This window comes from Pseudomonas sp. MYb193 (assembly GCF_002966775.1).
GTDB classification, from domain to species: domain Bacteria; phylum Pseudomonadota; class Gammaproteobacteria; order Pseudomonadales; family Pseudomonadaceae; genus Aquipseudomonas; species Aquipseudomonas paracarnis.
Map to the genome: position 1 here is coordinate 1,385,622 of NZ_CP023269.1, position 19,130 is coordinate 1,404,751.

The following is a 19,130-nucleotide window of genomic DNA, read 5'->3' on the forward strand; positions in this document are numbered from 1 at the left end:
GAGGTTTGTAAAAGCCTCGGGAGTGCCGCAAATGAGTAACGTAACGGCGGCATTGCCGCGCAAGAGCCTGCTGGAACATGAACGCAAATTCTTGAAGATTGCCGGGGATGGCCTGGCCCAGGAGAAGGTTGGAGGTGCTGCTGCGTTGGCTTGCCTTCTGGATATGGTCGCCAGTTGGCACGCCACCAGGGTCAACATCGAGTTTGGTGATTACTGCAAGCGCTGGGTGTCCGAGGGCAACGCCAAGAGCAAGTCAGCGGACAAGTTGTTGCGCAACATCCTTGGCCTGGATGACAACCCACCGCCACGCCGAATTCGGAGGGCTGCCTGATGAGCGTGTATCGAGATGCAGCGCATTGCATCAGCCGCGTGATGTCTATCGAGATCCACGACGGCACCAAGAAGGCGTCGTGGCAGCGCAAGTACAAGGCGACATTCGACGATGAGTTGCTCGGAGGTGGGTTAAGCGATGATCTTTCACCAGAGGAGCGGCTGACTCAAGACTCAATGACCCGATCGACAATCAAACGGACCCTGCCGGAAATCCAGTGGCAGGCGCTGGTGGGTAAGTACTCGATCAACCAGGACGAGGTGAGGGTCGCCGCCGCATACCTCACGCCTCGGGTTGTCAGCCCTGCTCATCAGCTGTTCAAGACCAAGTGCGTCATGGCTTGGATGATCCCGGAGCGCCGCAACGGGCTGCCATCTTCATTCTACGTTCTGCATAGCTGGGATGCTGATGGCACGCCTGAGAGAACCTTGCGCCGCTGGCGTGCCACCACGAAGGCTTGGCTGGATGATCAGGTTGCTGCCGCACACTTCGCGGTTGAGGCTCTGCTCGAAGATCGTGGTTTGTTGTTCCGAGAGGTGGCTTGACAGTGACCGAGTGACCGCGTAGATTTCGAACCTGCGGTTTGGTGCATCACAGGATGACAACCAGACAAAGAAAACCCGGCCATTGCGTCGGGTTTTTTTATGCCCGAAATTTGTTGCGTGAGCCATAGCCAGGGTGGGCCTTCGGGCAGGGCCTGGACGCGGTATCGCCGGTCGTCACGCGTTACGAAAGAACACCGGCAGCATGAGCAGCCCAAACCTGTGTGCTATTGGGGCTGGCTCAAGCGGGCAGCGTGGGAAGACACGCACGTTATGCAGGTTATCGCCCAGGCAGCTGGGCTAAGTCGGTAGAGGCGTCGTCTAATCCCGTGCGGACAATGGGCGGCTACGCGATGAGAGGGCAGGGTACGTGACCCGGCGATCTGCCCCGCCAGAGCTGGAGAGTTGCACCAGCCACCTGCACCTATTTCGAGGCTCGCCATATCGGCGGGCCTTTTTCGTATCTGGAGCACAGTAATGACCGATCAAGCGAAACGCGACAAGCAGGCTGTCATCGATGCAGTAGTGGGTGGCGACCTCGCCATGCTTGCCACGGCATTGAAGCGTCTCTCGAACAGTGATCCCTCGGGATTCCTCTACATTACCAGCGACCTGCTCAACACCAATCAGCGCGAGCAGTTCTCGATGATGGGCTTTGGCCGTTTGCCCGACGCCTACCATGCTGATGGGGTTGTGTATGGCGTCATGTATACCGATGGCTCTTTCCTGTCAAAGCGAGCCCATCCTGCCGGTGTCGGACTACCCATTGACGAGGTAAGCCAGGCTGTCGCGAAGGCCCGCGCCGAGTATGAGCAGTCTGTGTTGAACGTGGTGCATAGCCTTGGGAGCACGATGGAGCTGCTGGACAAGATGCTCGCCGGCCACTCCTCCGTTGATACCAAGCTGGCCAGTCTCGCTCATGTCGAGCTGTTGAAAGGTAAAGCGCTGCTGGTTGCTGCACTGAATCCAGCGACCCGCTAATCCATTCCTTAACTCCCTAACCGGGAGGATACCGAGATGAACCTGATGCCTGAGAAAAACCCCGACTTCTGGGCCCAGGTGTGGCTGGTCCTCTCGAACCCACTGTGGCAGGGCGCAATTATGGCCTTCACGATCACGCTGTTGCGCGTGCTGTATGACGCCAAAGAGCCGAACTACTGGCGCACCTTGTTCGAGGCGCTGCTGTGTGGTGCCTTGAGCCTGTCAGCCAGCAGCATCATCGAGTGGATGGAATGGCCGCCGAGCTTGTCAGTCGCCGCCGGCGGCGCCATCGGCTTCATTGGTGTGACAGCTATCCGTGACCTGATCATCAGATTCCTTGGCAGAAAGGCGGACTCGGCATGAAGGCGATAGCAGTGGCAATCATCGTCGCCTTGGTTGGTCTGTTGCTCGTTGGCATCCAGCAGATGCGTGTCGAGGATCTGCGAAACGAAAAGCTCGTTGAGACCCAGGCGAAGGTGGACGCCATCAAGGCCAACACCGAAAGCCAGGACACCATCACAACGCTGCGGGCCGAGGCCAAGCGCAATACAGACTACCTGAAAGACTTGAAAAATCGCATCAGGGCCAGCGAGAAGAAAGCCGAGAAGGCGAGGAAAGACTTTGAAGAACTCAAGCGCAACAGCAAGCCTGTTCGTGACTGGGCTGCTCAGCCTCTTCCTGACGGCCTGCGCGGCAAAGCCGGCGGTGGTGACAAAGACCCAGGCCGTAAGAATTGAAGCGCCCGAACTGATCCCCTGTGAACGGGTGGACCAGGACGAAGCCGACCTTCGCTTCAACGGCGATGTATGGGAGCTGAAGGACAAGGCCATCAAGTTGCTGGATACCTGCGCTGACCAGGTGGACGCCCAGATCGTCCGCAGCCAGAGCAAGTAACCCGCGCCACGTTTTCGAATGCGCCAAATCGTGGCGCGCCAACAGGGCAGGAGGTTGGTGATGGTACGGACAGACAGCTTCCACCACTACAACGATGGACGTGGCAAGCGCCGCGTCTACGTGAACGGGAACGAGATTGAGCGGGTTGTCTGGTGCGACACAGTCCAAGGCATCGCGGTTTACATGCCACAGCCAGCGAGAGTCAAAAAGCCTGGGCGTAATGAGGTGTACACCAGGCGCTTGAGAGGACAGGTCACGGTAGAGGCGGTCAACTGATGGCTTGCAATGGATGCGCCGCTCGGCGGGAATGGGTCAACAAGATGAAGAGGCTGGCATATGAGCGAGCAAGTGAGCTGCTTACTGGTCGAGTTGCTGACCGAGCAGAAGAAGCAGACCTCCCTGCTCGAACAGATAGCGAGCCAGCAGATTCTGATGATCGAAGTGCTGGCCGATGAGCAGGGTGATCAAGACCCCGACGCCATGCCGATGACGTACATCGATGGGAGCAAGGTGACCTGATGGCCAAGATACCCAGCCTCAAGTCCAGGCTCACACCTGTAGGGGTTCGCCAGATGTCCACGGTAAACCCGGACAGTTGGCGAACCGGCAAAGAAACATCAGCCCAGCGTGGCTACGGATACAAGTGGCAGAAAGCCAGACTCAATCACCTCGATCTTAATCCCCTCTGTGCGTATTGCGAGAGTGAAGGGCGGGTAACGGCTGCGACGGTGGTCGACCATAGCACTCCTCATCGCGGCGACATGACGATCTTCTGGGATCGGAGCCAGTGGGTTTCGCTATGTGCCCACTGCCACAGCTCGACCAAACAGAAAGAGGAAGCCCAGGGCTTCTAACTCAGGAAAGACAATGCAACCGATACCGGACCTTGATGGCTACTTCGCCAACGAGGACGGGGAAGTTGTGTCCGCAAGGTCGGGGCAAGGCAGGCTGATCAAGTCCAGGGTGCGTGACGGTTACAAGGCCGTGACGTTGAGCGTCAAGGTCGGGGGAAAGAGGCAGCGTCACCGCTTCGAGGTCCACCGACTGATACTCAAGGCCTATGGCGGGCTACCACCATCTGCTGCGCATGAAGCCCGGCATCTGAATGGTGACTCACTGGATAACCGTCCCAGCAACCTTGCATGGGGGACGAGGCTCGAGAACACAGCTGATGCGATAAGGCACGGCACGCTCGGACCTGGCATGCGATCAAGGCGCAGAAAGCTGACCGACCTGCAAGTTCTTGAGATCAGGCGCAGGCATGGGGCTGGTGAGCAAAGCGCGGACCTCGCCCGCGAGTTTGGGGTGTGTCGCGAGTACATCCCTCAACTCGTCAGCGGGAAGGCCTGGAGATGCCTTCCGTTGGCCGCTGCCTATGAAGCACGCCAGTGACGTGTAGCAAGTGGGAGGGGTGCCTTCAGAGTTCGGAGCTTTTCGACTCTAGACCACTCCCCCTCTCACGCGCGATTTTTTTCCCCTTTTTAAAGGTTTTTGTTAATGGCGTTAACAGACAAAAAACGCCGTTTTGTCGAATCCAAGGCTTCAGGTGCCTCGAATCGCGAAGCGGCTGAGGCCGCTGGATACGCGGCCGCCAGCGCTTCGGCTGCTGGATCGAGGCTAGCAAAAGACCCTGATGTTGTTGCCGCTCTGGAGAAGTTAAAGGCCTCTCAGAATGTTAAAGGCTCGCCTGCTGTATCTGAGCCCGGTGGCCAACAGGTCGAGGGCGACGAAGAGGGCCTGGCTGATCTGCCAAACACGGATGATCCTCTTGTATGGCTGCTGGCTCTCATGAATGAGCCCAACGCGAAAATCTTCGACCGGCGCAACGCTGCTCAGTCGGCACTCCCGTATTTCCACGGCAAGAAGTCGGGTATGGGGAAGAAGGAACAAAAGCTCGAAGATGCCGCAAAAGTTGGAGCGAACAGCAGGTTTGGTCTGCGCGAACGTCACTTAAAGGCCGTTAAATGAAAACATGGACCACTGCCTGCCCTGAGTGGGAAGACCGTATTGTGCAGGGTCAGTCGCTGGTCCCGCTTGCGCCAATCTTTCCCGATCAGGCCGAGGATGCGCTGGACGTGTTCGGCAATCTCCGGATGGTTGATGCTGACGGCAGCCCGTTGATGGCTGATACCTGTCGGGCGTGGGTTCTAGACCTCGTGGCCGCGCTATTCGGCGCGTATGACGCAGAGGCCGGCCGTCGGCTGATCACCAATTATTTCCTGATGGTGAGCAAGAAGAACGGAAAAAGTACGATCGCCGCCGGGATCATGTTAACCGCGCTGATCTTGAACACTCGACCATCAGGAGAGTTCCTGATTCTGGCGCCCACGAAGGAAGCTGCCGACAACGCCTTCAAGCCGATCAGGGACATGATTGATGCCGACGATGACCTCAAGGCCAGATTCCATGTGCAGGAATACAACCGGATCATTACTGACCACCTGAACAAGGCAAACTTGAAAGTAGTCGCTGCCGACTCCGCGACAGTCACCGGCAAAAAAGCTACTGGTGTGTTCATCGACGAGCTTTGGGAGTTTGGCAAGCAGGCCAAGTCAGCCAAGATGCTCGTAGAGGCGACCGGCGGACTGGCTTCTCGGCCTGAAGGCTTCGTGTTCTATTGCACCACCCAATCCGATGAGCCGCCTGCTGGAGTGTTCAAGGCAAAACTTGACTACGCCAGGAACGTCCGTGACGGGAAAATTGAGGATCGCCGTTTCCTTCCCGTGATCTACGAGTTCCCGCAAGAAATGATCAAGCAGGGCGAGCACCGGGATCTGGCAAACGCGCATGTCACCAATCCCAACTGGGGGCTGTCCGTCGACCAGCAGGTGATTGAGCAGAAGTACCAAGAGGCCCAGGCGGAAGGTGAGGGCGCCATTCGCGGTTTTCTCGCAAAGCACCTTAACGTCGAGATCGGGATGGACCTTCGTTCTGATCGCTGGGCTGGCGCTGATCACTGGGAGGCCGCTGGCGACAATTCGCTGACCTTTGATGAACTGTTGCGGCGATCCGAAGTGATTGTAGTGGGTATCGATGGTGGCGGGCTGGATGACCTGTTGGGGCTCAGTCTGATTGGTCGCGAGCGCGAAACACGGCGCTGGCTGCACTGGTCGCACGCCTGGGCCCACAAGATCGCGCTGGACCGCCGCAAGGACATCGTTTCAAACCTGCTTGGCTTCGAGGCCGATGGCGATCTGACGATTGTTGACCGGCCTGGTGATGACGTGCTGCAGGTGGCAGATATCATCTGCGAGGTTCGTGACGCAGGCCTCTTGCCGGACAAGCAGGCAATTGGTGTCGACTCAGCTGGCATCGGCGACATCATTGACGAACTGACCACTGAAGAGCGCGGCATCACCATGGAGCAGATCGTTTCGATCTCCCAGGGCTGGCGGCTCAACGGTGCCATCAAGACTACAGAGCGTAAAGTGGCCGGCGGTGAGTTCATTCACGGTGGCACACGTCTGATGGCCTGGTGCGTAGGTAACGCCAGGACGGTCGCGGTGGGTAACGCGATCGCAATCAATAAGCAGGTGAGCGGCTCGGCGAAGATTGACCCGCTGATGGCCACGTTCGACGCAACCACGCTCATAGCGCTGAACCCGGTGGGTTGCGGCGATCTACAGGGCTTTTTCGACAATCCAATTATGGTGGGGCTTTGATGGCGCGCGAAAAGAAACCCGGGCGAATCAAAGCCACTCTTCAAAATTGGCTTGGTGTGCCCATCGGCTTAAAGGATGGCTCGTTCTGGCAGGAGTGGTTCGGTAGTTCGGTCAGCGGGCAGCACGTATCTGTTGATAAAGCTATGCAGCTGTCTACGGTATGGGCCTGCGTCCGCTTGCTTTCGGAGTCGGTATCGACTTTGCCGTTGAAGCTGTACCGGCGCCTGCCGGATGGCTCAAGGGCTCCTGCGACTGACCATCCGCTGTATCGGCTGCTGTGCCGGGTTCCGAACTCGGAAATGACCCCTCAGCGCTTCATGCTGCTGGTGGTGGCCAGCATCTGCCTTCGAGGCAACGCTTTCGTCGAGAAGAAGATGTTGGCGGGCCGGATCATCGCGTTGGTGCCGCTTCTGCCGCAGTGCATGCGGGTCAAGCGGCAGGAAAATGGTCGGCTCAAGTACACCTACACTGAGAACGGTGTCGAGCGTGACATCCCCGAAAAAACCTTGATGCACATCCGCGGCTTTGGCCTGGATGGCGTGTGCGGGATGTTGCCCGTGACGACTGGCAAGGAGATCTTCGGATCAGCCATGGCAGTAGAAGAGGCGGCCGCAAAGGTCTTTGCCCAGGGCATGCAGGCCTCCGGGATTCTCTCCAGCGACAAGACGCTAACCCCGGCACAGCGCGAGCAGTTGCGCAGCAGTCTTGGTTCGTTCATGGGCTCCAAGAACGCCGGCAAGATCATGGTGGCCGAGGCCGGGCTGAAGTACCAGGGGATCACGATGAACCCCGAAGCCTCGCAGATGCTGGAGTCGCGTTCTTTCAGCATTGAGGAAATGTGCCGCTGGTTCCGGGTTCCTCCGTTTATGGTTGGGCACATGGACAAGCAGTCCAGCTGGGCCAGCTCTGTAGAGGCTCAAAACTTACATTTTCTGACTAACAGCCTCCGCCCTCTTTTGGTGAACATCGAGCAGGAAATCACGCGCTGCTTGATTGGAGAGGCGGATGCTGACGAATTCTTCGCTGAGTTCGCGGTAGAAGGCCTGCTGCGCGCTGACAGCGCCGGTCGCGGCGCCTGGTACAACACAGCCCTGCAAAACGGCTGGATGTGCCGCAACGAAGTGCGGCGCCTGGAAAACATGGCTCCGATTCCTGGTGGCGATACGTTCACAGTCCAGTCTGCGCTCGTGCCGCTTGATCAACTCGGCAAACAGTCTGCCGGTATGTCAGCGGCGGCCACAGCCTTCATGTTGCGTATCACCGCCGCCAATCAGAGCGGCGACAAGGACGCAATTAAGGAGGCCTTTGAGCTGGCCACCAAGGCGCTGGATACGGGGAACCCTGATGGGCCAATGATGGCTCATGCACTGATATCGCTACCACGGCTTCTGGCCGCTTGATCATGGAGTAACCCTATGACAATTCGAAGCCTTCCGGCAGCGCCGGCGGGTCGCCCCTGCGCGGGCGTTTCGTTTGATCTGATGCCAAAGGCCATGGAGAACTGGAACCAAGGCCTTCAGGCTGCCGCAACTGACGACAAGAACACGATCTCCGTTCTCGACCCAATTGGCTTTGATCCATGGTCCGGCGAGGGCGTGACAGCCAAACGCATCTCGGCAGCACTGCGAGGCATGGGCGGTGCTGATGTCACCGTCAATATCAACTCCCCGGGCGGCGATATGTTCGAAGGCCTGGCGATCTACAACATCCTGCGCGAGTACGACGGTCACGTAACAGTCAAGGTCTTAGGTCTGGCGGCGTCTGCCGCTTCGATCATCGCCATGGCCGGTGATGAGATCAAGGTCGCCCGGTCGGGCTTCTTGATGATCCACAACGGCTGGACCATCGCGGCAGGTAACCGCCACCAATTCCGCGAAGTGGCCGACATGATGGAGCCGTTCGATGCTGCCATGGCTGATATCTACGCCGCCCGCACCGGCGGCGAGCTTAAGGCCATGCAAAAGCTGATGGATGCTGAAAGCTGGATCGGCGGATCTGCGGCGGTAGAGCAGGGTTTTGCCGACGCGCTCCTTGATTCCGATTCGGTCAAGGAGGGAACCAAGGCCCAGGCCGGTTTAATTGCCGCTCGCAAGCTCGATCTGATCCTGGCCAAGCAAGGCATGACGCGTGCCGAGCGCCGCTCCCTCATTCAAGAAATCAAGTCCGGTACGCCTTGCGCTACTGGGCACGGTACGCAAGACGCTGCCGACAACCTGGCCAATTTGGCCGAACCCATCGCCGAGATAAACAGCTTCTTCGCAGAGCTTTCGGCAGCCAGCAAGAAAATCCAGGAGAAATACAATGTCTGATTCGCAAGATCTGCTGAATAAATTCAGCGCAGAGTTGAAGCAGGCTTCCAGCGCGTTCAGCGCTCAAGCCGAGTCCGCATTGGCGGAGGCCAAGAAGGCCGGCACACTGTCCGCCGAAACTAAGGCCGCCGTCGACGAGATGGCGCTGAAGTTCAACACGCTGACCGATGCTGAAAAGCAACTGAAGGCTCAACTCGGTGAACTTGAGCAAGAGTTTGCTCGCATCCCAACTCAAGCCGCCGCACAGCACCGCGATACCGTGGGCGGCGTGGTTATCAAAAGTGAAGCGCTCGCCGAGTTCGCTAAGAGCGTGCAAGGCAATCGCCGTATCAGCGTTCCAGTCAATGCTGCACTGTTGAGCGGCGGTGTTGCCCCTGGCGTTGTGGAGCCTCAACGCCTGCCAGGTATCGACGTGATGCCAAAGCAGCGGCTGTTCATCCGTGATTTGATTGCCCCGGGTCGTACCACCTCACCGGCAATCTTCTGGGTGCAGCAAACCGGCTTCACCAACGCCGCCAAAGTGGTCGCAGAAGGCACTCAGAAACCGTACAGCGATATCCAGTTCGGCACCAAGATCACACCGGTTACTACCCTTGCGCATATGTTCAAGGCGTCAAAGCAGATCCTGGATGACTTCGCGCAACTTCAGTCGACCGTAGACGCCGAGATGCGTTACGGCCTGAAGTATGTCGAAGAAGCTGAAATTCTGTTCGGTGATGGCACTGGCGTGCATTTGCACGGCATCGTTCCGCAAGCCTCCGCTTATGTTGGCGCATTCGCTCCGGAAGCGATGACCCAGATCGACGAGCTGCGCCTGGCCATGTTGCAGGCTCAACTTGCACGCCTGCCAGCGAGTGGTCACGTCCTGCACTACACCGACTGGGCCAAGATTGAGCTGACCAAGGACACCTTGGGCCGCTACATCATCGGCAACCCGCTTAGCTTGGCCGGTCCTACCCTCTGGGGCCTGCCGGTCGTTGCAACCGAGGTGCCAGCGTTCTTGGGCAAGTTCCTGACCGGTGCGTTCCAGACTGGAGCCCAGATCTTCGACCGTGAGGATGCCAACGTGGTGGTCTCGACCGAAAACGCCGACGACTTCGAGAAGAACATGATCTCGATCCGTTGCGAGGAGCGTCTGGCGCTGGCCGTCAAGCGCCCTGAAGCGTTCATCTTCGGCACCTTCACCGTCCCAGCGCCTTAATCTGGCGAGCACCTGGCCGTCATTGCCGGCCAGGTGTCAGGAGCTTGAGCATGAAATTAAAAGCACTACGACCGTTTTATAAGGATGGCGGGGTGATTCTTGATGGTGAGACGTTCGAGACCGAAGAGCAGCATGGTCGCGAGCTGATCACTCGACAAATCGCCGTGCCTGCCGAGGAAGACGACAAGTCGGAACAGAAGCGCCGCATAAAGAAGGAGGGGTGAGATGTCAGTCATCCCTATTGAGCAGGCCATGCAGCACTTGAGGGCTGAAAGCGAGGATCAGGAGTACGTGGTGCTAGTGCTGGAGGCTGCGGAGGACAGCGCCTCGCAGTTCTTGAACCGTCGCTTCTATGCTGACGCCGAAGCTCTTGCTTCTGGCGTTCTGGCCGGAGACGCCGGCGCCGATCCGATTCTGGTCAATCCATCCATTCGGGCAGCCTGCTTGTTGATCGCCGGAAAGCTTTACAACTCCAGGGAGGATGCTGTCACCGGCATCTCCGTAACCGAGCTCCCATCTGGCTCGCAATCGCTGTTGATGCCTTATCGCGTCAGCCTGGGGGTTTAGATGAGGGCTGGAGATCTGCGTCACCGCTGCATGCGTCGCGGCTACATCGAAGGCAAGGATGCCCTCGGCCAACCCTCGAAGGTCTGGGGCGACCTGGGCAAGCTCTGGGCGGAGATCAACATTCCCTCCGGACGCATGTACGAGGCCGCGTCACAGATGCAGGTCACGGTGAATGCTGAGATCAACATCCGCTACCGCAAGGACGTGTTGGCGGGCCAGCACCTGGTGCACGACGGCACCACTTACGAAATCATCGCGCCGCTGGCCACCAACCAGCGCGACATGCTGAAACTCATGTGCAAAACGGTGAAGCCAAAATGAGCAACGGATCGCTGACAGTTCTGGGGCTTGGTGAGCTGCAGGCCGATTTCGAGCGCCTCGCCAAGTCGGTGGGTAACAAGATCGCCAGGGATGCAGTTATGGCTGGTGCCAGGGTGGCCAGGGACAAGGCCCGGAGCACGGCACCGGTTCGCACGGGCAAACTGAAGAAGAACATTATTGCGGTAAGCGTGAAACAGGCTGACACGCCTGGCGGCGCTACTGCCGGTATTCGCGTAAAAAATCCAACTGGCAAACAATCCAAGGCGCTCAAGCGTCCCGGCAAAAAAGGGCGCACCTCGAAAACGGATTACGAATCACCGTTCTACTGGAAGTTCCTGGAGCTGGGCACATCGAAGATGCAGGCCCATCCATTTATTCGACCATCTTGGGACGGCAGCCTGCCTCAGATCGAAAAGGCCGTTGCCGACAAGCTGGCCGAAGGCATCGACAACGCCATCACCCGGTAACCCCCAATGATTGAGAAATCCCTCATCGACAGGCTTTCGCCTCTGGTCGACGGGCGAGTGTACTTCGGCGTTGCGCCGGTGGACGCCGCCCAGCCACGCCTGGTGATTCAAACGGTAGGCACCACCACCGGTTTCACACTCGCCGGCTGGGATGGCTCCAGCGACCTCGCTATACAGCTCGACGCATGGGGGGAGAGCTTCCTCGAGGCGCTCACGCTTGCTGGCCTGGCCTTTGCCGCGATGACCACGGATGACGCTGACTTCACCACCGGCAGCGCAGACCGCCTGGCGGATGTGTTCGAGAACGACACCAAACTTTTCAGCGTGAGCTGGGAATACACCCTGCAACCATAGGAGGCCACATGGCCGTTCAAACTCCAACGAAAGCGAAGTTCGTCAAGACGCAGGGCACGGCTCTCAGCGTTTCCAAAGCCACCACACTCGACCCCAAGGCGGTCGGTATTGAATGGGCCGATCTGTCAGTAACGATCAAACAGCCGCAGTTCCAGGGTGGACAGTCGGATGAAATCGAAGTAACGGTGCTCGCCAGTGAGGCAAAAGAGTTCACCGTAGGCCTGGCCGACAACGGCACCTTCAGCATGTCCGGCAACTGGAAGGCCGACGACGAAGCCCAGACCGTACTGCGTACTGCTCGTGATGATGGTGAGCCGCGCGCCTTCAAGTCGCTGTTCAAGGACGGCTCGTCTTCGAGTTTCCTCGGTCTGGTGACCCAGTTCACCTGGGACGCCGCGCCAAACGGCACCGTCAACGGCACGTTCAACGTGCGTATCACTGGCGCCGTATCCTTCGACCTGCCTCCGGTGACTCCATAATGGCGCGCACGAAGATCGGCGCCGTGGCGGATCTGCGCTCCATGGCACTGGACCCGATGCGCAACTTCAAGCATGAGCGCCTCACCATCGACGAGTGGGAGGGCGCCCAGGTGGTGGTCAGGGCGTTGAGCGCTGGCGACTGGGTTGAGTATCGCCGCCGCGCTGCTTTGGCGGTTGCTGAAGCCCGTCAGGATGCTGGGCTTCCGGCTCAGTCTCCATCAAATGAGGGTGTCGATGAGGCGCCGCTTGAGCCGCGGGTGGAGATTCATTCCTCGCCGCTCTATGCATTCGTCCTGGTGCGGGCGTTGCTCGATGAGAACAATGCTCGAGTGTTCCAGGACGAGGACGTGCCTTCCGTAGCTGACGCCTTCAGCCCAGTGCATGACCGGCTCGTCGGCAAGGTTTTCGAGCTGAGTGGTGTAGCGGCCGGCGCTGGCGCGCAAGATCCGGTGGATGCTGCGGGAAACGACTGACGGAGGAGCCGGAGTTGGCATTTATGCTGACTCTTGCCCTCCGGCTTGGCATGACACTCCAGGACCTGCGTTCACGGATGAGCGCGGAGGAACTGTTCCTTTGGATGGCCTACAACCAAGAATCTCCACTGAGCGACACCCGGGGTGACATTCAGGCCTCGATCATTGCTGCTTCGGTGTTTCAGGCCCAGGGCGCGAAAGTTTCGGCTGTGGACCTGATGCCAAAGTGGAAGGATGAGGCGGCTGCGGTTGTTGATGAGGTGGCGGAAGCCGAGGAGGGAGAACAGCTATTCAAGGCGTTCTTGATGGTCAAGTCATCCGAGTGACGAAGGTCAACCGCCGCCCGGGCCCTATCCTCATGCTAGATTCTCTCTTTTGCAAGGAAGATAGTCATGAGGAGATGCGCGGTTTTAGTTGCTGTTGTTATCGCAGGCTGTGGAAATTCGGAAAGGCCGGATTCAGAGGTTGTGATCGATGAGTCCGCTCTTTCGGTTTACTCCAAAGAGCATTATCCGAAGACTTATCAGCAGTGGGGCGATGATGGTGTTGAGCGAATAAAAGTCGCTGAGCGAGCAGCGCTCCTAAAGTCAGCAAAGCAAATGAAATGCGACAAAGTTGAATACGTGGGGCTCTCTGAGCAGATGAGTAGCCCGCCTAATAAAATAGTTGTTTTTGCCGACTGCCTCAATCGATGGCGTTTCTACATCGATCAGAATTCTGAAATTCTCAGTAGTGAGAGAACCAAATAACCCGCCAAGGCGGGTTTTTTTATGTCTGGAGAAAAGCATGGCAGGGCAAACCCTTCGCTCCCTGATCGTCAGCGTCTCAGCCGAAACGAGCGCATATCAGCGTGAGATGGCAAGGGCTGGCCGCATGGGGCAGAGCTATCTGCGAACCATCACTTCTGGAAACCGTGATGCGACTAGTTCGTGGAGATCCCAGGAGGCAGCCGTTCGAGCCCAGGGCTCTGCGATGCAGGCGCTTACATCCTCAGTGGGAGGCTACGCAAAGGCCATGGCCGGCGCTCTTGCTGTGGGGAATGTCATTCACCAGGCTGACAGCTGGAATCAGGTAAATGCTCGACTGAAGCAAGCCTCTACGAGCACTGAGGATTTTTCTGTAAGCCAAAAGGCGCTATTTGAGATCAGTCAGCGCACCGGTACTGCTTTTGCCGACAACGCAGGTCTATTCAGTCGTTCGTCCGTATCGATGCGCGAGTTTGGCTACTCATCGAGCGAGGCTTTGGGTGTCACCGAAGCGTTGGCCCTTGGGCTTCAGCTTTCCGGCGCTGGTGCAGCAGAAGCCTCCTCTGTTATCACGCAGTTCTCCCAAGCTTTGGGTCAGGGTGTATTGCGCGGCGAGGAGTTCAACTCAGTTAATGAAAACGGTGATCGCGTAATCCGGGCGCTTGCTACCGGCATGGGCGTTGCCCGTAAAGACCTCAAGGCAATGGCAGACCAAGGCCTACTTACCATTGACAAAGTGGTGCCGGCGCTGATTAGCCAGCTTGGTACCCTTCAGGGGGAGTTCAAGGATTTACCTGGCTCGGTTAGTCGAGCAACTACAACCGTCAGCAACTCATTCCAGGCTTGGGTGGGCGGGATGGACGGCGCGACGGGCAGTACCAAAATTCTTGCCCGTGCCGTTACCTTTGTTGCCGAAAACATGGATGTACTTGCGGCGTCGGCGCTTACTGTTGGCGCTGCGTATGGCAGCCTGAAAGCGGGGGATTTGATCAAGAGTCTGTGGGCCCAGGTTACTGCTATTCGGGAAGCAAACTCAGCTGAAATAGGGCGCTCTAGGGCTCAGCTTGACGCTGCCAATATGGCTGTAAGACGGGCAGCAGCCGAGACGGTGGCTGCAAATGCGCAGGTTGCTGCGACAAGGTTTACTGATGGGCATGCAGCCGCTCTCAGCCGCTTGCGGATCGCCAGGCTTGCAGATGCGCAGGCCGCCGCTGCCCAAACTGCAGCTCAGTCCGCACAATCAGCAGCGACATCGCTGGCTGGGCGTGCTGGGGCGGCTCTTCTTGGCGTTATGGGTGGGCCTGCCGGACTTGCACTGACCGTCGGTGCCGTGGCTGCCAGCTACCTTCTGTTCAGTGATAACAGCGATAAAGCTCGCCAGGCTACCGTCGATCTTAAGCGGCCTGTAGAGGAGTTGCGCAAGGAGTTTGCTGCGCTGGGCAAAGAGCAGGCCCGGTACAAGCTTGGCGGAGTGATTCAGCAGCAAGCCGACGCCCAAGTGGCGGCGCAGAAAGCACTGCGCGAGATCCGCGCCGCTGCCCAAGGCAATGACAAGTGGGGCGATACCTATTCGGCCAACCCATTCCAGCGCGACAGGGCGGTGACGGACTTCAATCGCCGCATTGCCGGCGGCCTGGATATCGACTCGGCTAGCCAGCAGTTGGTCGCGGCAATCGGCCCAAACGAGGAGATGACCAAGGCTATTAATGCTTCTGCGTCCGCATACGGCGAAGCGATCAAAGCCTCTGGCGATTACGGCGACGTCGCCAATATGCTCACCGCCCGCCTGAACGATGTGGCTACCGCTGCCGGCCAGGCTGGCGCCGGGCTGAAAAAGATTGCGGGACCCGACAAGAAGACTATTGAGGGCTGGAACACCTACACGAAAACCCTCGTTGAGCGCTTGAACTCCGTCAGGGATGGGGGCGACCTGGTTGGCGAGGTGAACCGGAGGATTGAACGGGAGGGCGTTGACCCCGGTACTGCCGAGGGCTGGCGCATCCTAGCCGGCGCGATCAAGGGTTCTGAAACGGCGGCCAAGGCTTCTGAGGAGGCCCAACAAAAAGCCAAGAAAGCCTCGGAGGATATCCAGCGGCAAGCTGAGCAGCTCAACAATGCATACAAGCAAACCCTGGACAACCTTACCCAGCAGGTCGCGCTTTACGGTGAGACAACCGAGATAGGGCGTCTCCGCTACGAGCTCTCCACGGGCGAGCTGTCGAAGCTGTCGGAGAAAAACAAGGTCATGCTTCAGGGCAAGGCGATTGAGCTTGATGCGCTAAATGCCAGAAAGGCCTATGACGGCCTGATGTCTAGCCTTCAAACCAAAGAGCAAGCCCTGCTCGCAACGACGAAAGAGCGGATGCAGGTGCTTGAAACGGCCAACCGTGCCGGCAAGCTATCGTCGGACGACTATCGCGCTGGCGCTGATGCCATCTCGAAAGCCACGGTTACCGAGGCGCCGGAGTTCGGCGGCATCGACTCCTCGGTAGGTGGACCCTCCGGTGAGCTGGTAAAGATCGCCGAGGCTGAAGCAGCCCTGAAAAAGTGGCACGACAAGCAGCTGTCCATGCAGGCGGATCTGCGCGATCAGATCCTGGCCGACCAGCAAAGCACCAATGAGCAGAAGCTCGCCGCCGAGCAGCAGTACCTGGACCGGGTCGTCGAGATCAACCAGACGAACCAGGCGAGGCTTTCTGACATTCAGGGCGCTTATAAAGTTGCCGTGATCGGCACCTTCAGCGAGTTGTCAGGTCAGGCCGCCGATATGGTTGGCAAGATCGCTGGCGAGCAGTCCGGCGCGTACAAGGCATTGTTTGTAGCGCAAAAAGCGTTCGCGGTGGCGTCAATCATCATGAACGCCCAGATAGCTGCAGCGAAGGCACCGGCGGAACTGACCATCCTGGGCGGTATCCCGGTGGGCGCGGCGCTGCTTGCTGCGGGCTATGCCAATGCCGGCATGGTCGCCGGCATGGCGCTGGCCGGCTTCTCTGAGGGTGGCTATACCGGCCTCGGGGGCAAGTTTGAGCCGAAGGGTGTGGTTCACGGCGGCGAGGTCGTCATCCGCAAGGAAGTGGTCGATCAGCCTGGGATGAAGGATTACCTCATCGGCCTGAACCGTAGCGGTAAGCCGGGCTACGCAACCGGCGGATTTGTCGGAAGCCCGGGCATCTCGCCGGCCTTCACCGCTCCATCTGTCGCAGCAGCCACCGGCTCAGGAGCGGCACCGGAGATCCACTTGCACATCAATGGCGACGGCTCGGGCGGGGCGGTCAACGCTCCGGAAGGCTACGAGCAAATGGGCATGGCGCTGCTGGCCACCGCTCGTTCCGAAATGCCAAAGATCGCCCGGCAGGTGATTCAGCAGGAGAAAGGCCAGAACGGCCTGCTTGATCCAAACAATCGGAGAAACAGCTGATGGCAGAGGTATTCAACTGGTCGCCCCGGGTTGGCTCTTCCGGTGACGACCAGCCTGACGTGCTTGAGTCGAAGTTCGGCAACGGCTACAGCCAGCGATTATCGGTCGGAATAAACAATGTCGCTGGCGCGTACACCGTTTCCTTCACGGGCGGGGAGGCTTACATAAAGCCGATCCGGGAGTTCTTCAAGCGGCACAAGGGGGCAAATCACTTTCTGTGGACCCCGCCGCTTGAAGTTCAGGGCGCGTTCATCACCACGGGAGGCTGGCAGCTGCAAACCCACGGCAACAAGAAGTACACCCTGAGCACCACCTTCCAGCAGGTATTCAATCCATGATCACGTTGGACGACCAGAAGCTAGAGCCTGGCGCGATTATCCAGTTGATCGAGCTGGACGGTGAAGCGCGCGGAATGGGCATCTTGCGGTACCACGCCCACCAGCAGTCCACGCCGATCATCTGGAAGGGTGAGACATACCTGCCCAGGCCTTACGAAACGGGCGGCTTTGGGCGCAGCGTTGAGGGCAACAACTCCACGCCCATGCTCAAGATCAGCAATATTGACGGAACGATTACAGCGCTATGCCGGCGCTTCCAGGGGATGAGCGGGATCAAGCTGACGGTTCGGCAAACCTACGTCAAATACCTAGACCCTGCGAATTTCCCAGAGGGCAACCCTACGGCCAGCACCATGGAGAGGCTCGACATCTCCTATATCAACCAGGTCACCAGCTTGTTGCGTGAGGAGGTAGTGTTCTCGCTGGCGCCGCCTACGGCCGTTAAAGGCCAGCGCCTGCCTGGCGGGCTCATCATGAACCGGTGCGAGTGGTGCCTGTGGGGTGAGTACCGCGGCCCCGACTGCAACTATACCGGCATCAGGATGTTCGACCTCGACGGCAACCCGGTGGACGACCCGGCGCTGGATCGATGCGGCGGCCGGCCGAGTGATTGCGAGTTACGTTTTGGCAAGGGCAACCCCTTGTCGTTCGGTGGCGCACCAGGCGCCGCGCTCATCGGATAAGCAAACCATGAACAAAGTGATGCTGAAACAAATCCAGGCGCACGCTGAGGCGGAGTTTCCGAAGGAAAGCTGTGGCGTGGTGATCCGTGAGGGCGGGCGGCTGAAGTACGTTCCATGCCGTAATGATGCCAAGACACCGAGCGAGCACTTCATCATCAACCCGGAGGATAAGTGTGACGCGGAGGACCGTGGCGAGGTGACGATGATCATTCACTCTCATCCCGACGTTCCGCCCATGCCGAGCATGACCGATCGCGTCAGCTGCGAATTGCACGAAAAACCCTGGGGGATTGTGAGCTGGCCGTCTGGCGAGTACTTCGAGTTCAAGCCTGATGGTTACCAGGCCCCGCTGGTTGGCCGCGAGTTCGGCCATGGTCTGCTGGACTGCTATGCCCTGTGCCGCGATTACTACGAGCGCGAGCATGGGATTGAATTACCGAACTATCCACGCCGGGACGGCTGGTGGAACGATGGTGAGAGCCTCTACGAGAAGTACTACGAGGAGGCCGGTTTCTATCCGGTTTCGATGCCGCGCAAGGGCGACATGATCGTCATGCAGATCAACGCCGCTGCACCGAACCACGCAGGAATCTATCTGGGTGACGGTTTGCTGACCAGCTCCCCGGAACTACACCCGGCCCCAGGCACCTTCCTTCATCACCGCTACAACAAGAAATCCACCCGCGACGTTTACGGCGGCATGTGGGCCGATTACACCGTGCTGATTCTTCGGCACCAACGCATGCAGGAGGTTGACTGATGGCAATGAAAACAACGGTTAACCCGCAGCCCTTGGTGGTGCTGGTGATGCTTTATGGCGTGCTTGGCGCCCGGTTCGGTCGCGTTCACCACCTGGCCGTGACGTCATGCGCTGAGGCAATTCACGCGTTGTGCGTGAAGATCCCCGGCTTCAGACGCTTCTTGCGCTTTTCGGAAGAGCGCGGCCTGACCTACGCAGTGTTCCGCGGGAAGAGGAACCTGAGCGATACCGAGATTGAGATGCGCCAGGACACCGTTGAGCCGATCCGCATCGCGCCAATTGTGATCGGCAGCAAGGGAGGCGGTCTGTTCGCCACGATTGCCGGTCTTGCCCTGGTGGTGATTGGCGCGATCACCCAGCAATACTACCTGGTGGCGGCTGGTGCTGGCCTGATGATCGGCGGCATCGCCATGAGCATGTCTCCGTCACCGGTTGGCGTGCTGGACAAGGAGGGCGACGGCAACAGGCCTTCCTATGCGTTCGGCGGCGCGGTCACCACCACGGCCCAGGGCCGCTGCAAACCACTTCTGTATGGCGAACGCGATATCGGCGGCGCTCTCATCTCGGCTGGCGTCTTTTCGGAAGATCAGCAGTAAGGAAAACC

The 19,130-nt window shown here is 58.7% G+C and carries 28 protein-coding genes; all 28 read left to right on the forward strand.

Going from position 1 to position 19,130, the window contains the following annotated elements; all coding sequences use genetic code 11:
- Nucleotides 1–31 precede the first annotated feature (31 nt).
- The 28 genes from CLM72_RS06330 (at nt 32) to CLM72_RS06465 (ending at nt 19,122) form a co-directional block, all read left to right on the forward strand.
- Nucleotides 32–331 (forward strand): hypothetical protein, encoded by a 300-nt coding sequence (locus CLM72_RS06330; RefSeq protein WP_054898065.1) that lies wholly within the window; start codon nt 32–34, stop codon nt 329–331.
- Nucleotides 331–876: a hypothetical protein gene (locus tag CLM72_RS06335; RefSeq protein ID WP_054898066.1), complete on the forward strand. Its 546-nt coding sequence runs from the start codon at nt 331–333 to the stop codon at nt 874–876. The genes CLM72_RS06330 and CLM72_RS06335 overlap by 1 nt, the downstream gene beginning before the upstream one ends.
- A 474-nt stretch (nt 877–1,350) precedes the next feature.
- Nucleotides 1,351–1,854: a hypothetical protein gene (locus CLM72_RS06340; protein WP_105225932.1), complete on the forward strand. Its 504-nt coding sequence runs from the start codon at nt 1,351–1,353 to the stop codon at nt 1,852–1,854.
- A 36-nt stretch (nt 1,855–1,890) separates the two neighbouring features.
- Nucleotides 1,891–2,217, forward strand: a complete 327-nt coding sequence (locus CLM72_RS06345) for a phage holin, lambda family (protein WP_168220165.1) — start codon at nt 1,891–1,893, stop codon at nt 2,215–2,217.
- Nucleotides 2,214–2,591, forward strand: coding sequence for a hypothetical protein (locus CLM72_RS06350; RefSeq protein WP_105225933.1), 378 nt, complete (start codon nt 2,214–2,216; stop codon nt 2,589–2,591). The genes CLM72_RS06345 and CLM72_RS06350 overlap by 4 nt, the downstream gene beginning before the upstream one ends.
- The gene (locus tag CLM72_RS06355; protein WP_060772822.1) at nt 2,563–2,748 is read left to right on the forward strand and encodes a hypothetical protein; all 186 of its coding nucleotides are present in this window, start codon (nt 2,563–2,565) and stop codon (nt 2,746–2,748) included. The genes CLM72_RS06350 and CLM72_RS06355 overlap by 29 nt, the downstream gene beginning before the upstream one ends.
- A gap of 336 nt (nt 2,749–3,084) precedes the next feature.
- A complete protein-coding gene (locus CLM72_RS06365) occupies nt 3,085–3,267 on the forward strand; it encodes a hypothetical protein (protein ID WP_105225935.1) in 183 nt (60 codons plus the stop codon).
- Nucleotides 3,267–3,602, forward strand: a complete 336-nt coding sequence (locus tag CLM72_RS06370; RefSeq protein WP_105225936.1) for an HNH endonuclease — start codon at nt 3,267–3,269, stop codon at nt 3,600–3,602. The genes CLM72_RS06365 and CLM72_RS06370 overlap by 1 nt, the downstream gene beginning before the upstream one ends.
- Nucleotides 3,603–3,615: 13 nt before the next feature.
- Complete coding sequence (locus tag CLM72_RS29520) at nt 3,616–4,140, forward strand: HNH endonuclease (RefSeq protein ID WP_105225937.1); 525 nt, start codon at nt 3,616–3,618, stop codon at nt 4,138–4,140.
- Between the two features lie 105 nt (nt 4,141–4,245).
- Complete coding sequence (locus CLM72_RS06380; RefSeq protein ID WP_105225938.1) at nt 4,246–4,716, forward strand: terminase small subunit; 471 nt, start codon at nt 4,246–4,248, stop codon at nt 4,714–4,716.
- Nucleotides 4,713–6,410: a terminase large subunit gene (locus CLM72_RS06385; protein WP_105225939.1), complete on the forward strand. Its 1,698-nt coding sequence runs from the start codon at nt 4,713–4,715 to the stop codon at nt 6,408–6,410. The genes CLM72_RS06380 and CLM72_RS06385 overlap by 4 nt, the downstream gene beginning before the upstream one ends.
- The gene (locus CLM72_RS06390) at nt 6,410–7,810 is read left to right on the forward strand and encodes a phage portal protein (protein ID WP_105225940.1); all 1,401 of its coding nucleotides are present in this window, start codon (nt 6,410–6,412) and stop codon (nt 7,808–7,810) included. Before CLM72_RS06385 ends, CLM72_RS06390 begins: the two co-directional genes overlap by 1 nt.
- 15 nt (nt 7,811–7,825) lie before the next feature.
- Nucleotides 7,826–8,719, forward strand: a complete 894-nt coding sequence (locus CLM72_RS06395) for a head maturation protease, ClpP-related (RefSeq protein WP_105225941.1) — start codon at nt 7,826–7,828, stop codon at nt 8,717–8,719.
- Nucleotides 8,712–9,920 (forward strand): phage major capsid protein, encoded by a 1,209-nt coding sequence (locus tag CLM72_RS06400; RefSeq protein WP_105225942.1) that lies wholly within the window; start codon nt 8,712–8,714, stop codon nt 9,918–9,920. Before CLM72_RS06395 ends, CLM72_RS06400 begins: the two co-directional genes overlap by 8 nt.
- 50 nt (nt 9,921–9,970) lie before the next feature.
- Nucleotides 9,971–10,144 carry a hypothetical protein gene (locus tag CLM72_RS28685; RefSeq protein ID WP_158688679.1) on the forward strand — a complete coding sequence of 58 codons (174 nt, stop codon included), beginning with the start codon at nt 9,971–9,973 and terminating at the stop codon, nt 10,142–10,144.
- A gap of 1 nt (nt 10,145) precedes the next feature.
- On the forward strand, nt 10,146–10,487 hold the full coding sequence (locus CLM72_RS06405; protein WP_105225943.1) for a head-tail connector protein: 342 nt from the start codon (nt 10,146–10,148) through the stop codon (nt 10,485–10,487).
- Nucleotides 10,488–10,808 (forward strand): phage head closure protein, encoded by a 321-nt coding sequence (locus tag CLM72_RS06410; protein WP_256595298.1) that lies wholly within the window; start codon nt 10,488–10,490, stop codon nt 10,806–10,808.
- Entirely contained in the window at nt 10,805–11,275 is a 471-nt protein-coding gene (locus CLM72_RS06415; protein ID WP_068966478.1) for an HK97-gp10 family putative phage morphogenesis protein, read from the forward strand. The genes CLM72_RS06410 and CLM72_RS06415 overlap by 4 nt, the downstream gene beginning before the upstream one ends.
- Before the next feature lie 6 nt (nt 11,276–11,281).
- Nucleotides 11,282–11,629, forward strand: a complete 348-nt coding sequence (locus tag CLM72_RS06420) for a DUF3168 domain-containing protein (protein ID WP_105225945.1) — start codon at nt 11,282–11,284, stop codon at nt 11,627–11,629.
- Between the two features lie 8 nt (nt 11,630–11,637).
- Nucleotides 11,638–12,108, forward strand: a complete 471-nt coding sequence (locus CLM72_RS06425) for a phage tail tube protein (RefSeq protein ID WP_105225946.1) — start codon at nt 11,638–11,640, stop codon at nt 12,106–12,108.
- A complete protein-coding gene (locus tag CLM72_RS06430; protein WP_105225947.1) occupies nt 12,108–12,581 on the forward strand; it encodes a phage tail assembly chaperone in 474 nt (157 codons plus the stop codon). Before CLM72_RS06425 ends, CLM72_RS06430 begins: the two co-directional genes overlap by 1 nt.
- 23 nt (nt 12,582–12,604) lie before the next feature.
- Complete coding sequence (locus tag CLM72_RS06435) at nt 12,605–12,907, forward strand: DUF4035 domain-containing protein (protein ID WP_105225948.1); 303 nt, start codon at nt 12,605–12,607, stop codon at nt 12,905–12,907.
- Between the two features lie 66 nt (nt 12,908–12,973).
- Nucleotides 12,974–13,330 carry a hypothetical protein gene (locus tag CLM72_RS06440; RefSeq protein ID WP_105225949.1) on the forward strand — a complete coding sequence of 119 codons (357 nt, stop codon included), beginning with the start codon at nt 12,974–12,976 and terminating at the stop codon, nt 13,328–13,330.
- A gap of 37 nt (nt 13,331–13,367) precedes the next feature.
- Nucleotides 13,368–16,745 (forward strand): tape measure protein, encoded by a 3,378-nt coding sequence (locus CLM72_RS06445; protein ID WP_105225950.1) that lies wholly within the window; start codon nt 13,368–13,370, stop codon nt 16,743–16,745.
- Nucleotides 16,745–17,083, forward strand: coding sequence for a phage tail protein (locus CLM72_RS06450; protein ID WP_005785361.1), 339 nt, complete (start codon nt 16,745–16,747; stop codon nt 17,081–17,083). The genes CLM72_RS06445 and CLM72_RS06450 overlap by 1 nt, the downstream gene beginning before the upstream one ends.
- The gene (locus CLM72_RS06455; protein ID WP_105225951.1) at nt 17,080–17,766 is read left to right on the forward strand and encodes a phage minor tail protein L; all 687 of its coding nucleotides are present in this window, start codon (nt 17,080–17,082) and stop codon (nt 17,764–17,766) included. The genes CLM72_RS06450 and CLM72_RS06455 overlap by 4 nt, the downstream gene beginning before the upstream one ends.
- Nucleotides 17,767–17,773: 7 nt before the next feature.
- Complete coding sequence (locus tag CLM72_RS06460) at nt 17,774–18,526, forward strand: C40 family peptidase (RefSeq protein ID WP_105225952.1); 753 nt, start codon at nt 17,774–17,776, stop codon at nt 18,524–18,526.
- A complete protein-coding gene (locus CLM72_RS06465) occupies nt 18,526–19,122 on the forward strand; it encodes a tail assembly protein (RefSeq protein ID WP_256595301.1) in 597 nt (198 codons plus the stop codon). Before CLM72_RS06460 ends, CLM72_RS06465 begins: the two co-directional genes overlap by 1 nt.
- The last annotated feature ends 8 nt before the right edge of the window (nt 19,123–19,130 follow it).

Bases quoted from the DNA above. Each gene is read 5' to 3' on its own strand.
- CLM72_RS06330 (WP_054898065.1), top strand. From the start codon at position 32: ATGAGTAACGTAACGGCGGCATTGCCGCGCAAGAGCCTGCTGGAACAT.
- CLM72_RS06335 (WP_054898066.1), top strand. From the start codon at position 331: ATGAGCGTGTATCGAGATGCAGCGCATTGCATCAGCCGCGTGATGTCT.
- CLM72_RS06340 (WP_105225932.1), top strand. From the start codon at position 1,351: ATGACCGATCAAGCGAAACGCGACAAGCAGGCTGTCATCGATGCAGTA.
- CLM72_RS06345 (WP_168220165.1), top strand. From the start codon at position 1,891: ATGAACCTGATGCCTGAGAAAAACCCCGACTTCTGGGCCCAGGTGTGG.
- CLM72_RS06350 (WP_105225933.1), top strand. From the start codon at position 2,214: ATGAAGGCGATAGCAGTGGCAATCATCGTCGCCTTGGTTGGTCTGTTG.
- CLM72_RS06365 (WP_105225935.1), top strand. From the start codon at position 3,085: ATGAGCGAGCAAGTGAGCTGCTTACTGGTCGAGTTGCTGACCGAGCAG.
- CLM72_RS06370 (WP_105225936.1), top strand. From the start codon at position 3,267: ATGGCCAAGATACCCAGCCTCAAGTCCAGGCTCACACCTGTAGGGGTT.
- CLM72_RS29520 (WP_105225937.1), top strand. From the start codon at position 3,616: ATGCAACCGATACCGGACCTTGATGGCTACTTCGCCAACGAGGACGGG.
- CLM72_RS06380 (WP_105225938.1), top strand. From the start codon at position 4,246: ATGGCGTTAACAGACAAAAAACGCCGTTTTGTCGAATCCAAGGCTTCA.
- CLM72_RS06385 (WP_105225939.1), top strand. From the start codon at position 4,713: ATGAAAACATGGACCACTGCCTGCCCTGAGTGGGAAGACCGTATTGTG.
- CLM72_RS06390 (WP_105225940.1), top strand. From the start codon at position 6,410: ATGGCGCGCGAAAAGAAACCCGGGCGAATCAAAGCCACTCTTCAAAAT.
- CLM72_RS06395 (WP_105225941.1), top strand. From the start codon at position 7,826: ATGACAATTCGAAGCCTTCCGGCAGCGCCGGCGGGTCGCCCCTGCGCG.
- CLM72_RS06400 (WP_105225942.1), top strand. From the start codon at position 8,712: ATGTCTGATTCGCAAGATCTGCTGAATAAATTCAGCGCAGAGTTGAAG.
- CLM72_RS28685 (WP_158688679.1), top strand. From the start codon at position 9,971: ATGAAATTAAAAGCACTACGACCGTTTTATAAGGATGGCGGGGTGATT.
- CLM72_RS06405 (WP_105225943.1), top strand. From the start codon at position 10,146: ATGTCAGTCATCCCTATTGAGCAGGCCATGCAGCACTTGAGGGCTGAA.
- CLM72_RS06410 (WP_256595298.1), top strand. From the start codon at position 10,488: ATGAGGGCTGGAGATCTGCGTCACCGCTGCATGCGTCGCGGCTACATC.
- CLM72_RS06415 (WP_068966478.1), top strand. From the start codon at position 10,805: ATGAGCAACGGATCGCTGACAGTTCTGGGGCTTGGTGAGCTGCAGGCC.
- CLM72_RS06420 (WP_105225945.1), top strand. From the start codon at position 11,282: ATGATTGAGAAATCCCTCATCGACAGGCTTTCGCCTCTGGTCGACGGG.
- CLM72_RS06425 (WP_105225946.1), top strand. From the start codon at position 11,638: ATGGCCGTTCAAACTCCAACGAAAGCGAAGTTCGTCAAGACGCAGGGC.
- CLM72_RS06430 (WP_105225947.1), top strand. From the start codon at position 12,108: ATGGCGCGCACGAAGATCGGCGCCGTGGCGGATCTGCGCTCCATGGCA.
- CLM72_RS06435 (WP_105225948.1), top strand. From the start codon at position 12,605: ATGCTGACTCTTGCCCTCCGGCTTGGCATGACACTCCAGGACCTGCGT.
- CLM72_RS06440 (WP_105225949.1), top strand. From the start codon at position 12,974: ATGAGGAGATGCGCGGTTTTAGTTGCTGTTGTTATCGCAGGCTGTGGA.
- CLM72_RS06445 (WP_105225950.1), top strand. From the start codon at position 13,368: ATGGCAGGGCAAACCCTTCGCTCCCTGATCGTCAGCGTCTCAGCCGAA.
- CLM72_RS06450 (WP_005785361.1), top strand. From the start codon at position 16,745: ATGGCAGAGGTATTCAACTGGTCGCCCCGGGTTGGCTCTTCCGGTGAC.
- CLM72_RS06455 (WP_105225951.1), top strand. From the start codon at position 17,080: ATGATCACGTTGGACGACCAGAAGCTAGAGCCTGGCGCGATTATCCAG.
- CLM72_RS06460 (WP_105225952.1), top strand. From the start codon at position 17,774: ATGAACAAAGTGATGCTGAAACAAATCCAGGCGCACGCTGAGGCGGAG.
- CLM72_RS06465 (WP_256595301.1), top strand. From the start codon at position 18,526: ATGGCAATGAAAACAACGGTTAACCCGCAGCCCTTGGTGGTGCTGGTG.